At 63.0% G+C, this 16,691-nt stretch carries 15 protein-coding genes and 1 pseudogene; 7 read left to right on the top strand and 9 right to left on the bottom strand.

What is annotated here, in order from left to right; translation table 11 throughout:
• Positions 1–458: 458 nt before the first annotated feature.
• A pseudogene (locus tag FJY68_06480) lies at positions 459–2,351 on the bottom strand (VWA domain-containing protein).
• Positions 2,352–2,577: 226 nt separating this feature from the next.
• On the opposite strand from FJY68_06480, the gene FJY68_06475 reads away from it, so the two are divergent.
• The 6 genes from FJY68_06475 (at position 2,578) to FJY68_06450 (ending at position 6,033) form a co-directional block, all read left to right on the top strand.
• A complete protein-coding gene (locus tag FJY68_06475) occupies positions 2,578–3,096 on the top strand; it encodes a flavin reductase family protein (protein ID MBM3331484.1) in 519 nt (172 codons plus the stop codon).
• The gene (locus FJY68_06470) at positions 3,093–3,572 is read left to right on the top strand and encodes a hypothetical protein (GenBank protein MBM3331483.1); all 480 of its coding nucleotides are present in this window, start codon (positions 3,093–3,095) and stop codon (positions 3,570–3,572) included. Before FJY68_06475 ends, FJY68_06470 begins: the two co-directional genes overlap by 4 nt.
• 168 nt (positions 3,573–3,740) lie before the next feature.
• Positions 3,741–4,106, top strand: a complete 366-nt coding sequence (locus FJY68_06465) for a response regulator (protein ID MBM3331482.1) — start codon at positions 3,741–3,743, stop codon at positions 4,104–4,106.
• A gap of 62 nt (positions 4,107–4,168) precedes the next feature.
• Complete coding sequence (locus tag FJY68_06460) at positions 4,169–5,080, top strand: magnesium transporter CorA family protein (GenBank protein ID MBM3331481.1); 912 nt, start codon at positions 4,169–4,171, stop codon at positions 5,078–5,080.
• Between the two features lie 48 nt (positions 5,081–5,128).
• On the top strand, positions 5,129–5,527 hold the full coding sequence (locus FJY68_06455) for a response regulator (protein MBM3331480.1): 399 nt from the start codon (positions 5,129–5,131) through the stop codon (positions 5,525–5,527).
• Complete coding sequence (locus tag FJY68_06450) at positions 5,524–6,033, top strand: hypothetical protein (GenBank protein MBM3331479.1); 510 nt, start codon at positions 5,524–5,526, stop codon at positions 6,031–6,033. Before FJY68_06455 ends, FJY68_06450 begins: the two co-directional genes overlap by 4 nt.
• Before the next feature lie 30 nt (positions 6,034–6,063).
• Here FJY68_06450 and FJY68_06445 read toward each other — a convergent pair whose 3' ends face one another.
• The 4 genes from FJY68_06445 to pheS form a co-directional block, all read right to left on the bottom strand.
• On the bottom strand, positions 6,064–6,600 hold the full coding sequence (locus FJY68_06445) for a hypothetical protein (protein MBM3331478.1): 537 nt from the start codon (positions 6,598–6,600) through the stop codon (positions 6,064–6,066).
• Between the two features lie 91 nt (positions 6,601–6,691).
• On the bottom strand, positions 6,692–7,213 hold the full coding sequence (locus tag FJY68_06440) for a hypothetical protein (protein MBM3331477.1): 522 nt from the start codon (positions 7,211–7,213) through the stop codon (positions 6,692–6,694).
• Positions 7,214–7,252: 39 nt separating this feature from the next.
• Complete coding sequence (locus FJY68_06435; protein MBM3331476.1) at positions 7,253–9,064, bottom strand: phenylalanine--tRNA ligase subunit beta; 1,812 nt, start codon at positions 9,062–9,064, stop codon at positions 7,253–7,255.
• Between the two features lie 109 nt (positions 9,065–9,173).
• Positions 9,174–10,760 (bottom strand): phenylalanine--tRNA ligase subunit alpha, encoded by a 1,587-nt coding sequence (gene pheS / locus FJY68_06430; GenBank protein MBM3331475.1) that lies wholly within the window; start codon positions 10,758–10,760, stop codon positions 9,174–9,176.
• Between the two features lie 94 nt (positions 10,761–10,854).
• On the opposite strand from pheS, the gene FJY68_06425 reads away from it, so the two are divergent.
• Positions 10,855–11,961: a zinc-dependent alcohol dehydrogenase family protein gene (locus FJY68_06425; protein MBM3331474.1), complete on the top strand. Its 1,107-nt coding sequence runs from the start codon at positions 10,855–10,857 to the stop codon at positions 11,959–11,961.
• A gap of 49 nt (positions 11,962–12,010) precedes the next feature.
• Here the strand turns inward: FJY68_06425 and FJY68_06420 are convergent, their stop codons facing one another.
• The 4 genes from FJY68_06420 to FJY68_06405 all read right to left on the bottom strand — a co-directional run bounded on the left by FJY68_06420 (position 12,011) and on the right by FJY68_06405 (position 16,157).
• A complete protein-coding gene (locus FJY68_06420) occupies positions 12,011–12,559 on the bottom strand; it encodes a hypothetical protein (GenBank protein ID MBM3331473.1) in 549 nt (182 codons plus the stop codon).
• A 9-nt stretch (positions 12,560–12,568) separates the two neighbouring features.
• Positions 12,569–13,918, bottom strand: coding sequence for a GTPase (locus FJY68_06415; protein ID MBM3331472.1), 1,350 nt, complete (start codon positions 13,916–13,918; stop codon positions 12,569–12,571).
• Between the two features lie 3 nt (positions 13,919–13,921).
• Positions 13,922–15,466, bottom strand: a complete 1,545-nt coding sequence (gene pruA / locus FJY68_06410; GenBank protein MBM3331471.1) for an L-glutamate gamma-semialdehyde dehydrogenase — start codon at positions 15,464–15,466, stop codon at positions 13,922–13,924.
• 376 nt (positions 15,467–15,842) lie between these two features.
• Positions 15,843–16,157: a hypothetical protein gene (locus tag FJY68_06405; GenBank protein MBM3331470.1), complete on the bottom strand. Its 315-nt coding sequence runs from the start codon at positions 16,155–16,157 to the stop codon at positions 15,843–15,845.
• Between the last annotated feature and the right edge of the window lie 534 nt (positions 16,158–16,691).

Genomic DNA, 16,691 nt, shown 5'->3' with positions numbered 1-16,691 from the left:
TCGTGGCAGTTCTATGGCTTGAGGTTGAGCGTGACCTTTACGATCGCGTCGCTGCCGGTGGAGTTGGCGATGATGAGCTTCTGCAGCATCTGGGCGGCCGTCGGTTCCAGGTTCGGAGTTACTTCGTTCACTACGACCTTCACGTCGCGGACCAGTCCGTCCGTGCCCACCGTGAACTCAACCACTATCTTCCCACGCAGCCCGGGCTGCGCTGCCAGTTCCGACGAGTAGGCATTAACCAGTTCGAAGAGCTGCTTCTCAACCGACTGTTTCACTGCCCGCTCAGAGAGACCGCCCTGGACCTCGACCTTGCCGACCTTCACGGTCCCAATCAGCGGGGGCGGGGCCGGCTTGGCTTCGGCCTCGCTCAAACCGTCGGCCGCGACCGGCGCCATGGACCGCATCGCACTCTTGCTCATGCCGTAGCCCTGGCCCGCGAACCCGGTCGCCGCGCCCTCACCGACTGCGTAGTCGCTCACGCCCTGCGGCAGCGGCAGCGCCTGTTCGACTACCTCCTGCTTGCCGCCCACGTTCCGCACCTTCCTGTCCACCGCGACGAACGATGTGTACTGGGTGAGCAGGCTGTACTTCAGACCCAGGGCGGTGACTTCCTTGATTCGCACCGAGTCTTCCCTGATGTTGTTGTAATCGGCGAGCAACTGGATGCGCTGGCGCGCCCAGAGATAGCGGAGCGCTGCGTTGGCCTCGTCCGGCGGAAACTCAGCCACGCTCACGGTCTGGGAGTATGAGCCCTGGGCGCCGATGCCGGTGACCTTAACCGTGCCGTTGGCCGGCCCGCGCCACTTGCCGGAGATGACTATCGGCCGCTCAGCCAGCACGTCCGGCACGTACTCCGGCTCGACGTCGTAGGCGTCGAACCCGTTGAAGTTGACGTTGATGTCGGTCAGCACCGGGGTTTGGATGTACTTGCGGAACTTCTCGGCCTGGGCTGCGGCCGCATCCGGCTTCTCAATCACGAACGGCTCGCCCATGCCCACGCGCGCCATCCCTTCGATGATGAAACGGTTGACACCGGAGCCGATGCCGAACGCGAAGAAGTTGGCGTCGCCGAGATTCTTGCGGATGAGGTCGAACGCCTCGGTCTCAACGGTGACGTAGCCGTCGGTGGCAATGACGAAGTTGCGCGATGTCCCCTTGGCCTTGGGCAGGGAGAGCGCCCGCCGCAGCGCCGGCAGCAGTTCGGTCCCGCCGCCGCCCTGCTGGCCGTCGATCAGCGCAATTGCCTTCTCGAGGTTCTCCCCGGTCGCGGGCAGCGACTTCTCGGAAAGGACCGCGTTGTCGCCGGCGAAGAGCAGGACATTGAAGTAGTCCTTCGGCCGCAGGTTCGCGAACAGGTTCCGGAGCAGGGTCTTGGAGATGTCGAGCGGGAATCCGTGCATCGAGCCGGACACGTCGACGATGAAGATGTACTCGCGCGGCGGAATCTGAAACTGCTCCACGCGCCTGGGCGGCTGAATCATGGCGAGGAAGAAGTTCTCGTCCTTGCCCTGAAAGAGCAGCAGCCCGGACTGGATCTTGCCGCCGGCCAGCCGGTACCGAAGGATGAAGTCCCGGTTCCCGCCCTGCTTCTCGGAACGGTCGAGCGCGACGGTTGCCTCGGTCAGGCCGGCGTACGCGACGCTCGTCTTATGGGAGGGGCAGGTGATCTCCTGTATCGGCAGTCCGGCGGCGATGCGGGCATTCATGCCGAACTCGTAGGTCGGGGCCTCGCCTTCATGCGTGTACGGGCTCGCGATCCACTTCTCCGACTTCGGCGACTCCGCCGCCGTCTTGTTGTTGTAGCGCGGCCCGACCACGGTCGGGTAGGCGAACTCGTACACCCCCTCGGTCGGAACCAGGAGTTCGGTGTAGGACATCTCGACCGTGATGAAGTCCCCGGGCATGATGTTGGCGACGTTCATCTGGAAGACGTTTGGCCGCTGCTGCTCCAGCAGCGAGGCGGTCTTCCCCTCCTGCTTCGCCTGCTCGTACTCCTTGCGCGCCTTCTCCCGCTCCCGGATTGACGCGACGATGGTGCGGTCGCCGATCGTCATCTTCATGGCGTAGACCGCGGCCCGGGTCGAGGCCGGGAACGTGTAGATCGCCTCAATCGGCTTCTTGCCGTCGTTCTTGTAGACCTGCCTGACCTTGACGTCGGCAATGACGCCGGCAATAGAGACATCTGCCTTGGTCGAAAGCAAGGGCAGACGGTCAGCGGTCGGGTCGTCGCTCTGCACCAGGAAGTAGGGCGACAACGTCTTGTCTTCGTCGGGCATGTCCGCGGGCTGGGCCGGGGCCGGCATCGGCAGGACCAGGCACAGCGCGAACAGGAACAGTTTTGTGTAGTTCATTGCGTACCTCCGCTCGAATATACCCTGACCGGGAGTGGCCTATTCCGCACGCAGAATGATAGACCGGTTGCGCGCCCCGTCAACCGGCGCAGACCGGGAGTGGGAACCGCGAAGGAACGTTCTGTCGGACAGGGCCTCCGTGGCCGACTGCTGTCTCGGTCTCGGCCACTGGTTGCCCGGGAAGCAGCCGGCGCTATAATCTCCGCCGCACAAGAAAGGAGCTGCGATGGCCAGCGAGTTCGTAAGGACCGACCCGTACAAGTTGAAGGACAATGTCTTCAAGCTGATTGACCTGGACTGGATGCTGGTGACCGCGGGCACGCCCCGGCGCTGGAACACGATGACCGCAAGCTGGGGCGGGCTGGGCGTCCTCTGGAACCGCCCGGTGTCGTTCGTCTTTGTCCGACCGACGCGTTACACCTATGAGTTCATGGAAGAACACGAACGTTTCACGCTCTCGTTCTTCCCCAAGACGTACCGAAAGGCGCTCGTCTTCTGCGGCTCGAAGTCGGGCCGCGACTACGACAAGGCAAAGGAAACCGGGCTCGAGCCGGTGTCACCGTTCAAGGACACCGTTGCCTTCCGCCAGGCGCGGCTCGTCCTCGTCTGCCGGAAGCTCTACACGACGGACATCGACCCGCAGCGGTTCCTCGACCCGCAGACGGACATCCACTACCCGAAGAAGGACTACCACCGCGTCTACATCGGCGAGATTACCCGCTCCCTCGTCAAGGTGGGGAAGTGAAGAGCTGGCATACGCGCCACCCGGACAAGGCTATCACCGACCCGGCCGAGATTGCGTCCATCGTCGCGGGCCAGAAGTTCCTGACCCTGGCCCTGTGCGCCGAGAACCGGCCCTACCTCGTCACCATCAGTCACGCGTTTGACGCCACGCGCAACTGCTTCTACTTTCACTGCTCGCCCGTCGGGCGGAAGATGGACCTCATCCAGGCCAACCCGCAGGTCTACGGACAGGTGCTCGAAGACCGCGGATACGTAGCCGGTCAGTGCGACCACGCCTACCGCACCGTCCAGTTCCAGGGCGTGGCCGAGCTCGTCTCCGACCCGAACGAGAAACTCCTCGCCCTGCGCCTGCTCATCGAGCGACTTGAGCCGGCGCCGGAGCCGGTCAAGGCGCGTTTGCTCAAACCGGAGAGCCCTGACGGTCTCGCCATCGTCCGGGTGACGGCGACGGAGTGGAGCGGCAAGCAGAGCGGCTAGCATGAAACCGACATGGACGCCACGAAAGCACGAACGACACGAAATCGACGAGTGCGAAGGGAATCGGCTTCGTTTCATCCGGCTTCGTGTCTTCGTGGCTCCTGACCTCGGGATTGGGGAGCCAGCATTCGCTTGACTAATTCCCCATCCGGCCATAAGCTGAAGCCGATGAACGAGAAGACGATACTGGTGATTGACGACGACCTCGGCTTTCGGCTGATGCTGCGGAAGCTGCTGGAATCGGCCGGCTACCAGGTCATAGTCGGCGAGGAGGGGCAGTCCGGGCTTGAGGCGGCGTGGGACCACAAACCCGACCTCATCATCTCAGACATGGACATGCCGATCAACAACGGGTACAAGACGATCGAGATGTTCCGCAACGACCCGGACGTACAGGCGCCCTTGATTATCGTATCCGGCGTTGTCGACATCCGGGATACGAAACTCATGCTTGATGCGGGCGCGAGCGCCTTCTTCCGGAAGCCGGTCGACCAGGCCGCGCTGCTCGCCAGAGTTTCGGAACTGCTGAGTTAGCTGGCGGCCTCACCGGCCGGTCCGAAGGGAGAACCTGCGCTATTGCCGTCTAGGTCAGGACAATGCTGAAAACCTACGCCATCCATGACAGCCGAGTCGTCGAAACCCCGGGCGGGCCGATATCGGTGTATCTCGCGCCGGACGAGGCCGAGCGGAGGTTCCTGGTCGAGTCCTGCCGGATTGACGAACACACGCTCGCCTCGGCGCTCGACCCGGACGAACTCGCCCGGCTCGAGTTTGAACCCGATCACGTTGCCGTCATATTCAAGCGGCCGCGCAACTACTCGGGTCAGGACGGCGTGCTCTTCAAGGTCGCGTCCTGCGGCGTCTTTCTCTTCCGCGACCGGCTGATTGTCGTCCAGGCCGAGGACCTGCCGTTGTTTGAAGGCAAGCTCTTTCTGCGGATCGCGACCCTGCCGGAGATCCTGCTCAAGCTGATCAACCGTTCCATCTTCCACTTCCTGGAGCACCTGAAGATCATCAACACCATCTCGAGCGAACTCGAGCAGAAGATCAACCAGGCGATGGAGAACCGCCAGCTCATCAACCTCTTCGGACTGGAGAAGAGCCTCGTCTACTACGTGGCCTCACTCAATTCGAACGGCACGGTAATCGACAAGCTGAAGCTGAATACCACCAAGATCGGGTTCAGCCCCGAGGAGGGGGAATTCCTCGACGACATCACCATTGAGAACTCTCAGTGCAGCAAGCAGGCGGAGATCTATTCCAACATCCTGGCCGGCCTGATGGACGCGCGCGTTTCCATCGTCAGCAACAACCTGAACCTGCTCATCAAGACCCTGAATATCATCACCATCGCCATCATGGTGCCGACGCTGGTAGTCTCAATCTTCTCCATGAACGTCAAGCTGCCCATCGCCGAGAACCATCCGCTGGCGTTCTGGGCCATCATGGGAATGGCCGGTGCAGCGCTCGCGGTCTTCATGTACGCCTGGTGGCGCAAGAAGTGGTAGCCTGACCCGAACTTGACAGGCAGAGACGCCGGCCTAGACTGACGCGACATGGAACGCAGGCACATCCTGGTGGTGGAAGACGAAAGGCCGACCCTGACCCTGATCGAGAAGATACTGGTCAGCGCCGGCTACCGCTTCACCGGGGTCCTGGATGGAATGTCCGCGCTCAACGCCGCCCGCACCGACCCGCCCGACCTGGTGCTTCTGGACTTGATCATCCCGGGAGTCGACGGGTACGGTGTCTGCGCCCTGCTCAAACGGGACCTCGACTTCCACGCGCCCATCGTCGTCCTCTCCGGCCGTACCAGCGAGAAAGATGTCAAGGCGGCGCTCGATGCCGGTGCCGATGCTTTTCTGCCCAAACCGTTGGACCGCAAGCTCCTGCTCGCCAAGGTCGCCGAGCTCCTCGCCGCCCGATCGCCTGCCGCAAGGTTGCAGTCACCATGACCCAAACCCGGGACCAGCTCCTCGCCGGCCTGAAAGAGGCGATCCTTGCCGAGCAGACCGGCTTCCAGTTCTACACCGTCGCCGCCGCCAATACGACCGATGCCCGGGGCCGGGAGATCTTCCAGCAGATGGCCCGGGAAGAAACCGAGCACCAGCAGTGGTTGAGCCGGCAATACGGCCATCTCGTCGGCGGAACGCCCTGGGAGGAGATGAAACCGGTGCCTCACTCCGACCTCTCCGGACCCAGCCCGATTTTCTCCGATGAACTGCGTTCGCGAATCGGCGAGGCGCACTGGGAGATGACGGCGCTCTCGGTCGGACTCGCGCTTGAAGAGGCGACGGCTATCCGCTATCAGCGGCTGGCTCAGGCCGCTGAGCAGCCGGAGGTACGGCGGTTCTTCGATGAGCTGGCGAAATGGGAAGAGTCCCACGCCGAGGCGTTGCGCCGGCAGTCCGGACTGTTGAAGGAATCATACTGGCACGAAGCCGGTTTCGCCCCGTTCTGACCCTCACCCCGGGTCCCCAACTCCCCGGCCCTACTTCTTCGGCGCCCGACTGAGGGCGGAGATCAGAGACCGGACGGTGCGCTCACCGTTACGGAGCTGCTCCTTCAGGCTGTCACTTCCGGCGCTCGGCTGGTCGCCGATGACCGCGGCCAGCTGACGCAGCCTTCCCAGCTCGGCGCTGATCTGCGAAATCAGCTTCGCCTGCGCCGGGCTCGGCTGGTCCCTGACGACCTCCTTGCGCACAAGGTTGAACCGCGACTCGAGGTCATTGACTTCCTGGACCAGCGCGCCCATCGCATCGCTCCTGACCGCGGCCCGGGTCGAATCGCGCTTCGCCTCGGCTGCGGCGCGGGCCGCTTCGTCAAGCTGCGCCTGCTTCTGCCTGACCGCCTCACCCGCCGCCCGCCTGGCGCGGCCGCCGACGACAAAGACGGCCCCAACTCCGACGGCGAGGACAAGAACCCCGGCGAGGATGAAAACGATGGGACTGTGCGGCCGCTCACCGCGATGGCCGCGCTGCCGGATATGCTGCCCGCAGGCGAAGCATATCTCCTGGCCCTCGTTCATAGCTTCACCGCAGTGTGGGCACTTGCGCATGGCAGTGACTATGGAAGAAGACCCGGTCCGACCTCAAACCGAGCGTTCGCCAATTGACTCTTCACTCGCCCAGCGATCTGGTCAGATCTTCCACTCGGCGCATGCCCATCTGGATGCTGTCCCTTGACGCCTGCCTCTCGGCTGCGGGTGAAGACCCCAGGACGATCGCGGAATGGTGGAGCAGGGCGAACTCCGATTCCACCTGGCGGATGATGCTCTCCTGCTGAGAAGTCGGGGCCGCCGCCGCTCGCAGCCTGACGGAGTTGTAGCGCGACTCCAGGTCGTCGAATGCCGCCGCACGTGCACGCACCTCCTCGTCGTCCTTCGCGACCCGCACCGCATCCAGCCACTGGCGGTTGGCACGCCGAACCGAATCCTGAGCAATAAGAGCCGCTTCTTCCGCGAGCAGCGCTGCCTGCTTCCGGGCCGCGTTGGCCCGGGAGAACCAGAAGACCCCGAGCACCGAGACTACCGCCACGCAGACTGCAATTATGACGACCGGGTTCGCCCGCCGGTGGTGCCGGTAGGCACGGGCGCGAACGTGCTGGCCGCAGGCGTAGCAGTTCTCCTGCCGCTCCGCCATCGACTCACCGCAATGCGGACAATAAGCCAACTGACCTCCTCAGAGCAGGACGCTCAGCTCGACCTCGAACAAGACGGTCGGCTGGGTAATGCCGAATGACTCCAGGACCGCGGGATGGACTTCGCCCAGCACACCCCACTGCATTTCAGGTTTCAGATTGGAGATAGCAGATTGGCCGGGCTGGACGAAGACGCGGGCGCACCGACCGGGTATGAACGTCGGGCCTTCGAGCGGTTCGAACCGCAGGCCGCGGCCAAGTTCCCGCGCCAGCGCGTCCAGGGCCTGCTTCGCATCGGTGTAGCCGACCCTGGGCCCGGCGCTCCCGGCCGCCAGCTTGCGCCGCGCCCGTACGCCGGTTTCCTCCGTCGAGTCCAGCTCGAAGCAGTCTCCGGCCTCGAAGATGGACTGCGGCATCTCGCGCGTGGTGTTCACGCGTAGCGTGCTCAGGAGACCGGTGACAAGCTGCGTCCGGCACATGGTCTGTTCGACGCTGATTGGATTCTCAAGTCGCACATAGTGCTCCGGCTCCGAACGCCCGAGCATCTCATAGTGCTCTCCAACGTGGGTCAGGACCGGGGTGATGACTTCCAGGAATCCGAGCCCGGTCATCACGCGCCGCGCGGTCGTCGAAAGCTCCTCGATCGGCTGGTGACTGCCCACGGTCATGCTCGGCACAAGCCGGGGCGCAATGTTGTGGTATCCGTAGCCGATGGCGACGTCCTCCAAGATGTCGTTTTCGTGCATTATGTCGGCACGGTAGGGCGGAATCTTCACGACCAGGCTGCCGGCTTCGGGCTTCGCTCCGTAGCGCATCCGCTCCAGCACCTTCACCATGTCCGGCACCTCGACGCCAATCAGCCGTTCGATCGCCTTTGGGTCAATGGTCCTCTTCTGGGACTGCAGGTTCGGCGTCAAGTCTTTCGAGCCATCCGGATACGCGACCTGCACGGTTTCAACCTTGGCGCCGAGGTCGGCCAGCCCGCAGGCGATGACAGCTATGGTCTTCTCAATCGCATGCCTGTCCGGCCCGGTCACGTCGATGAACAGGTTCCGGGTCTTCTGCGTCACCCGCGTGCCCTCGCTGTTAATGATGGGCGGCATCGAGAGCACCTTTCCACCGGCGTCCGAGAGCAGCGGGCACTTGTCGAACTTCTCCAACAGGTGCTTGTACCCGACGCCCTTCGGGTGCTTCTCGAGAATCTCCTTCGGCGTCGCCTCAGCCATCCCTTCGGGCATGCCGAACAGAGGTACAAACTTCACTCCTTCGGGCGTGACGGCGGAGTACTCGAAATCAGGCTCAACCGCGTCGAGGTCATAGACGCCGATTGATGCACGCCTGCGGTTGCGGCCGAGCGCCCAGTGCAGGTTCTCCTGCATCTTCATCACGGTCTTCACGTTCTCGTCGTCCATCACCAGTCCGCGCACCACACAAGCGACTATGTAGGGCCGGATGCTCTCGAGTCCCGGCTGCACCTTGACCTTCAACCCGGAAGGCTCCAACTGGTGCTTCGGCAGGCCGATCTCAATGCCGAGGTAGCCCCGCAGCGCCCGGGCCAACCCGGCCGCATCGAACATATCCGGCCGCACCGGCAGCAGGCTGATACGGACTACCTCCGACACACCGGCGTCCACCACCGTCTTGCTGCCGCACCACTCGCACGCGCCGTTGAAGCTCTCCTGCTCCAGCACCTCGGTCGTCTGGCCGCACTTCTCGCAGCGGAAGGCCGTGATGCTGGCGGTGCCCTCAACGTCGTTGCCCAACTGCTGGAGCGCGACGACGAGTTCGTCTTTGCTCAGGCTCTTGCCGATGAGCCGCTTGAGCGTCGCCGTCGCGATGCTGACTACCGGCACAGCACCCTCTGGGCGATTTCAGATTTCAGATTGCAGATTCTAGATTGCAGAAGCCCGGAACCCGGCCACTCTGAATTCTGGTCTCTGGATTCTGGACTCTGGATTATCCTCATCCTCCAAGCCTCGCTTGTCTCAGCCAGTCAATATCCGCCATGTACAGCTTGCGGATATCGTCGAGCCCGAACCGCAGCATGGCAATCCGCTCGACCCCGCCACCCCAGGCCAGAACCGGGACCTTGCAGCCAAGCGGCTGCGTCACTTCCGGCCGGAACACGCCGGACCCGCACATCTCAACCCAGCCGAGCTTGCCCATCTTGGCAAACACCTCAGCGCTCGGTTCGGTGTAGGGGAAGAACGACGGACGGAACCTGACTTCCTCCGCGCCCATCTTCTTATAGAAGGCTTCTAGTGTACCGAACAGGGTTGCGAGCGTAGCCTGCTCGTCGATGATGATGCCGTCAATCTGCATGAACTCGGCCAGGTGAGTCTGGTCGGTTGCCTCGCGGCGGAAGGTCTTGCCGATGCAGAATACCTTGCGCGGCGGCTTCGGGTTCGCGGCCAAGGCGCGAATCGAGGCCGAGGTCGTATGCGTGCGCAGCACCAGTTGCCGCGCCTTCTCGATGTCCCACTTGGACCGCCAGCCGGTGGACCCGGTGTCACCGCCGTCCTCGTGCGTCCGCTTCACCCGCTCAACCAGCTCAGAAAATGGGGACTGTACCGGCGAGTGTTCAACGCGAGCCTCCATGGGACTGTCCCCATTTTCGGCCCCGTGCTCTCCCGGCAGACGCCCGCGCTTCGGCTCCGCCACGTAGAACGTATCCTGCATCTCCCGCGCCGGATGGTCCTGAGGCTGGAACAGGGCATCGAAGACCCAGAAGGCAGTATCAACCGTCGGCGATGCGACCTCCTCGAAACCCATCTCGAAGAATGCCTGCCGGATCTCCTGAATGACTCGCTGCAACGGGTGTTCCTTGCCCGGGTACTTCGGGGCGGTGGCCAGAGCAGGGTCGTACTTCCTGAACACGACATCGCGCCACGTGCCTGACGCGAGAAGCTCCGGTGTCAGTTGACTTACCTCGACTGCGGGCTCGATGCCGCCTGCCTTGAGCGCCGCTCCAGGCTCTGTCAGTGACAGTTTCCGACTCACACGCTTCTTTCGCTTCAGGAGCTCGTTCCTGCCCTTGAGCAGCTCGAGCGCCGCCTTCACGTCGAAGCCGGCGTCTGCCAGTTCAGACTCAGTAGCCTGACCGAGCTCAACGAGCCGCTTCACGAAGGACTCGTCGGCTCCCTTTGCGGCGAGTGCGGCCTCACCGGCCGCGCTCACAGCCAGCACACCGGCATCGCGCGTACACCATCCCTTGCGCGTCAGCCACTTTATCTCGGCGCGGACGTCATCCTTGCCGAGCAGCCTGGGGAGTTCCGACAGGTTGGCAGCGCCGCCAGTCGCCTTGAGCACGTTGAGCGCCTTGCGCTCGGGGAAACCGACCGCTGCTGCCTTGCCTTCGTCGGTCAGGCTGAACTCCTCCTGCGAATCCTCGGCGATCGTGACCAATTCCCGCTGGGCGAGCAGCGTCGCACCCGCCATCACGAGCGACTGGTCGGCACCGGTCTGCTTCACGATATCCGCGACCGCGAGCGCCTTGCCCGCGTCGAGCGCGGCAAGGATGCGATATTCAATTTCCGGGAGGCGAGTCATTCCCGCTTCAATATGCCATAAATCGAGGGAAAGTCAAGGATGCACGCGGTCTGACTTGAAAGCGGGGCCGCTTCGGTCTAGGCTTGAGCGACTCATGAGAGCCATGGTCATTGCCCGAACCGGGCGTCTCGAAGACGCGCCGCTTGAGCTGCGCGACGTGCCGCAGCCGGTGCCGCGAGCGGGAGAGATACTCATCAGAGTCTCGGCCTGCGGAGTGTGTCATACCGAACTCGACGAAATCGAGGGCCGCACGCCGCCGCCGAAGCTCCCGATGATTCCCGGACACCAGGTTGTCGGGCGGGTTGTTGCAGTGCGGGAATCGCAGGACGGGGACAGTCCCCGCCGCTCAGAAGCGCGGCGCGATCCGGTGCAGACCCCGCGATTCCGGCCCGGCGACCGAGTTGGTGTGGCGTGGATCTACTCGGCCTGCGGCAAGTGCGCGTTCTGCCTCAGCGGGCAAGAGAATCTCTGCCCCGACTTCAGGGCTACGGGCCGGGACGCGAACGGCGGCTATGCCGAGTACATGACGGTGCCCGAAGGCTTCGCGTATCCGATACCTGACTCCATCACGGACACCGAGACCGCGCCACTGCTGTGCGCCGGCGCAGTCGGCTATCGTTCGCTGCGACTGGCTGGGTTCGGCAGCGCTCAGGATTCGGGCAGTTCGGCGCTTGGCGCTCGACGTTCGGCGTTGGGACTGACCGGCTTCGGCGCATCCGGACATCTGGTGCTCAAGACGGTGAGGTACCAGTACCCGGAGACGCGTGTCTATGTCTTCGCGCGCAGCAGGGAGGAACAGACCTTTGCCCGCGAATTGGGAGCGACGTGGGCCGGAGACACCAGCGACCGGCCGCCGGAGTTGCTCGATGCCATCATCGACACGACGCCGGTCTGGAGCACGGTTGTCGCTGCGCTCGGGAACCTGAAGCCCGGTGGCAGGCTGGTTATCAACGCGATTCGGAAAGAGGAGACCGACAAGGCCGCGCTTCTTGGTCTGGACTACGCGAAGCAGCTGTGGATGGAAAAGGAAATCAAGAGCGTGGCCAACGTCGCGCGCAAGGACGTGGGCGAGTTCCTCGCTCTGGCCGCGCGAATTCCCATCAGGCCTGAAGTGCAGGAGTATCGTCTGGAGGATGCGAATCAGGCCCTGCTCGAACTGAAGCAGCGCAAGATCCGCGGGGCGAAGGTGCTTCGTATCTGAGGATTCAAGGACTCAAGGATTCCAGGATTCGAGTGTTGGGACAGGACGCCTAGACTCCTCGAATCCTCGGCCCCTGTTTCTCAAACTGACTGACGACGGGTCGCAGCAGCAGAAACGCCACGACGACGGCCGGGGCTAGCGCGCTGAGGACCGTAAGAAGCCAGGCCATCGTGCTTGCGTTGTGGGGGTCAAGCGCACGGAAGAGACTGTCGAACATTGGCATGACCCAGACGAAGACCGCGACCGTCGCGGCTACGTGCACCAAGACCACGACGTACCAGCCCCACTTCCTGCGGAGCAGGAGCCCGATGGACCCGGCCAGCAGGACGAGGCTGCCGACGGTCTGAATCCGGTTCAGGAACAGAGTCTGCCCGACCAGTGTCTGGATCATGGCGATTTGCGACCGGTCCAATACCGTGCCGAGTTGGCCGAACATCGTCCGCGGGGCGGCAAGTGGCGCGAGCAGGAGGCCAATGAGACCGGTGACGAACGTCGCGCCTGACTGGACGATAAGCACCCACGCGGCGACTGTCAGTGTAGTGCGCCAGCGCCGGAGGTTCAGGTCCTCTCCGGCGCTGGTAATCGCAGACGCGGACACGGAATTGAACTAGGCTTTGAGGCCTTTCCGTTTCAGCATCCCGGTGATCATATCTTCGAGGTCCGGCTTGGACTTCTCCTGCAACCGGTAGCTCACGCGCACGAGGGGCTTGTTCGCCTTGATGATCCGCGTCAGGTCGATGGGAGTACCGGAGAGGACAACGTCACAGTCGGCCTTGTTGATCGTGTCCTCGAGTTCCTTGAGCTGCTCCGCCGAATAGCCCATCGCCGGCAGCACGTTCTGCAGGTGCTTGAACTCCTCGAACGTCTTGGCGAGCGACCCGACAGCGAACGGCCGCGGGTTGACCATCTCCTTCGCCCCGAACTGCTGCGCGGCGATCTTTCCCGCGCCGTAGCCCATGCCGCCGTGCGTCACCGTCGGGCCGTCCTCTACCACCAGCACGCGCTTGCCTTTGACCGCGGCCGGGTCGGCCACGGTGAGCGGCGAATCGGCATCGATAATGACCGCACTCGGATTGGCCTGCTTCACGTTGGCGCGGACCTTCTCGATGTCGTTCGCCTTGGCCGTATCCTCTTTGTTGATGACGACGGCGTCGGCCGACCTGAGATTCACTTCGCCCGGGTGGTAGCGCAGTTCGTGCCCCGGCCGCAACGGGTCGACGATGACTGCCAGGAAGTCCGGCTTGTAGAAGGCGATCTCGTTGTTGCCGCCATCCCAGACGATGACGTCCGCCTCGGCCTCGGCATGCTTGAGGATTTCGGCGTAGTCGCACCCGGCATAGATGACCATGCCGTTGTCGATGTACGGCTCGTACTCCTCGCGCTCTTCGATGGTCGCCTTCTGATCATCGAGGTCCTTGTAGGTGGCAAAGCGCTGCCAGACCTGCTTCTCGAGCTCACCGTAGGGCATCGGCTCGCGGATCGCAACCACCTTCAACCCTTTGCTCTTGATGATCTCGTACACGCGGCGCGATGTCTGCGACTTCCCGCACCCGGTCCGGACCGCGCAGACCGCTGCCACCGGCTTGTTCGCCTGAATCTGCAGGAACTTCGGCGATATCAACCGCCAGTTCGCCCCGGCCACGAGCACCTGGGATGCGAGATTCATCAGATATACGTGAGGCACATCCGAGTAGGCGAACACAACCTCTTCCGCCTTCAGTTCCTTCACCAGCGCCGGCAGCTCGTGCTCGTACCGGGTCGGAATCCCGTTCGGGTAGAGCTTGCCGCAGAGGCTGGCCGGGTATGGCCGCAGGCCGCCGGTCGTCCCCAGGTTCTGTTCCTTGGCCATGGTGAACGCGACGACCTCGTACTCCGGGTTGTCCCGGAAGTAGGTGTTGAAGACGTGGTAGTCCATCCCGACGGCGCCGACGATGATGGTGCGTTTTCTGTTCGGCATTGGCTAGAACCTCTCCGTCATTGACTTCGCCTGCAGGAAGAGCAGCAGGTAATCCCTGCCACCGGCTTTGGAGTCGGTGCCCGACATGTTGAACCCGCCGAACGGCTGCACGTCAACCAGCGCGCCGGTGCACTTGCGGTTGATGTACATGTTGCCGCACATGAACTCGCGCTTTGCCCGGTAGATCTTCTCCCGGTTGCGGGAGAAGACCGCGCCGGTCAGGCCGAACTCGGTGCCGTTGGCGATGGCCAGGGCGTCCGAGTAATTCCGCGCCCGGATGACCGCGAGCACCGGCCCGAATATCTCCTCCTGCGCGATGCGCGCGTTCTTCGGCACGTCCACGAACACGGTCGGCTGGATGTACCAGCCGCCGTCCGGTCCGGGCTTGCCGCCGGCGACGAGCTTGCCTTCCTTCTTGCCGAACTTGATGTACTCGAGGTGCGACTCGTACGCCCGCTCGTTGATGACCGGGCCCATCCAGTTCTCGCGTTTCTCGACCGGGCCGACCGCGATCTTCTTCACCCGCTCGACCAGCAGCCTCACGAACTCATCGTAGACCTTCGCGTCGACGATGGCCCGCGAGCAGGCCGAGCATTTCTGTCCCTGGAACCCGAACGCGGCGATGGCCGTGCCCTCGACCGCCTCGGCCACGTCCGCCTCGGAGTCGACGATGATGCAGTCCTTGCCGCCCATCTCGGCCACGACTCGCTTGATCCAGATCTGGCCTTTCTGGGTCTTCGCCGCCTTCTCGATGATGCCCAGTCCGACCGGCTTTGAGCCGGTGAAAGAGATGAAACGGGTCTTTGGATGCTCGACCAGATAGTCGCCGACGGTCCCACCCGGCCCAGTGAGCAGGTTCACCACACCGGCCGGCATTCCCGCCTTCTCCAGCACGTCCATGAACAACGCGGCGAGCAGGGGCGCATCCGACGACGGCTTCAGCACTACTGTGTTACCGGTGACCGCGGCTGCGGTCGTCATCCCGGCCATGATGGCGCAGGGGAAGTTCCACGGCGGGATCACGACGCCCACGCCCAGCGGAATGTACCGCACTTCCTGGCTCTCCCCCGGGTACGGCGTCACCCCGACCGGCTGGTCGTAGCGGATCGCCTCGCGGGCGTAGAACTCGAGGAAGTCAACGGCCTCGGCAAAGTCAGCGTCGGCCTCCAGCCAGTTCTTGCCCTCTTCGAGAACCATCGCCGCGTCGAACTCGAACCGGCGCTGCTTCAGCATCCGGGACGCCCGGAGCACGATACCCGCCCGCTCGATTGCCGGCATGAACCGCCAGGTCTCAAATGCCTTCAGCGCGGCCTTCATTGCCAGCTCGGCTTCCTTCACCGTCGCCTTCTGGAACGTGCCGACCGGTTGCTTGTCCGAAGGGTTGTAGGAAACGAACTGCTCTTTCGCCTTCAGGTGCTTGCCCCCGATGACAAGGTCGTAGACGATCTTCGACTTCGCCTTCAGGTCGGCGAGCGCCTTCTTCATCGGCTCCTGGTTTTCGGGCTTTGAGAAATCTAGATACTGCTCGTTACTGAATTTCGGTAACACGACGCCTCCTGCAATAAGTAATTGTACGGACTTACGTTATCGCAACGGCTATTATTGATTCCGGGCTGTGCTCACCCCAGAACCGACATAGAGCCACGAAAGCACGAAAGGCACGAAACGGGTTGGTATCGGGACTGTCCAAGAGCCCGTTTCATCCGGCTTCGCATTTTCGTGGCATTCTGCCTCGGAACTGGGACGCAGAAGCACGCGCGGCCAGCTAGGATGCCTGACTCCGCCGTTCGGCGCTCGAACTTCGGAGCTCGCAACTTTCCTGAGCGACCGCCGTTGCCGGGTTCACTCCAAGTATCGGGTCGTAGTCCCTGACCCGCTCAAAGGATAGCTATTAACCTGCCGAAGTCAAACGGGCGCGGCCGACTCAGCCCCGACGTCGGCGCTCGCGGGATCCGTAGATGTCGAAGTGCGAGAACAGGTTACTTCTGATCCACGATTCGGCTTCGTTCCTTGCGGTCCTGACGTCAGGCTGGATCGGTAACGTCTTCGTTGTCAGCTCTCTTGTCCCCAGCTCTGTTTCTCTGAGATACAGCACCGTGGCAACAAACCCTCTTGGCCAGCAGGGCAGTTCTGTGATGAGGAGCGAGCACTGGCCTCTGCCGTCCCTTGCCGCGTACCGATACACTTCTACGTGTCTGCCGTTTCCTCGATAGTCAGAGGGCACTGCGTTTGGGAGCATTGGATATCTCCTTCTGCGGGGTTCCCGCTATCAGCCGATTCCGAGGTCCTTGGAGGCCAGACGCATCTGGCCCCTTCCGCAGATAAAGGACACCGACCGGGCCAGATTTCCATACGCAGTGCGACAGAATAGACCATGAACGCCCGGGTTCAGATACGTCGCCCGGCGTAAGCGCAGGTCTATTAAGCGGTTATCTCGTCCTGTGGACCCCTAGCAGGGCAGAGGCGTCTGAGGACAAGTGGACTTGGCGCACTTGGACAGCCGCTCTCAGGGAATCCAATCGCTGTGGGCTATTCTCTGCGCCAGGCTCCAAATGGACAATAGGGGCTGTTGAGAAACCACTGTTGGGGGTGTGGTTTCATACCGCGAGCACGGATGTGACGCGGGACGGTCGCCAGAGCGCTGTTTTGATAGCTGAGTAGACTGCCGTGGCTGCCCGCCGCAGCAGTTGGGCGGCCTGCGTCACTGCCGGACGTCCGCCGCCGTGTGCCACCAGGCACTTGAGGTTCATGACCGCAGCCGCCAGGTACGCCT

Source organism: candidate division WOR-3 bacterium (assembly GCA_016867815.1).
Classification (GTDB): domain Bacteria; phylum Hydrothermota; class Tepidihabitantia; order Tepidihabitantales; family Tepidihabitantaceae; genus UBA2258.
The sequence above is the reverse complement of the archived record's forward strand: the minus strand, read 5'-3'. Positions and strand labels throughout refer to the sequence as shown.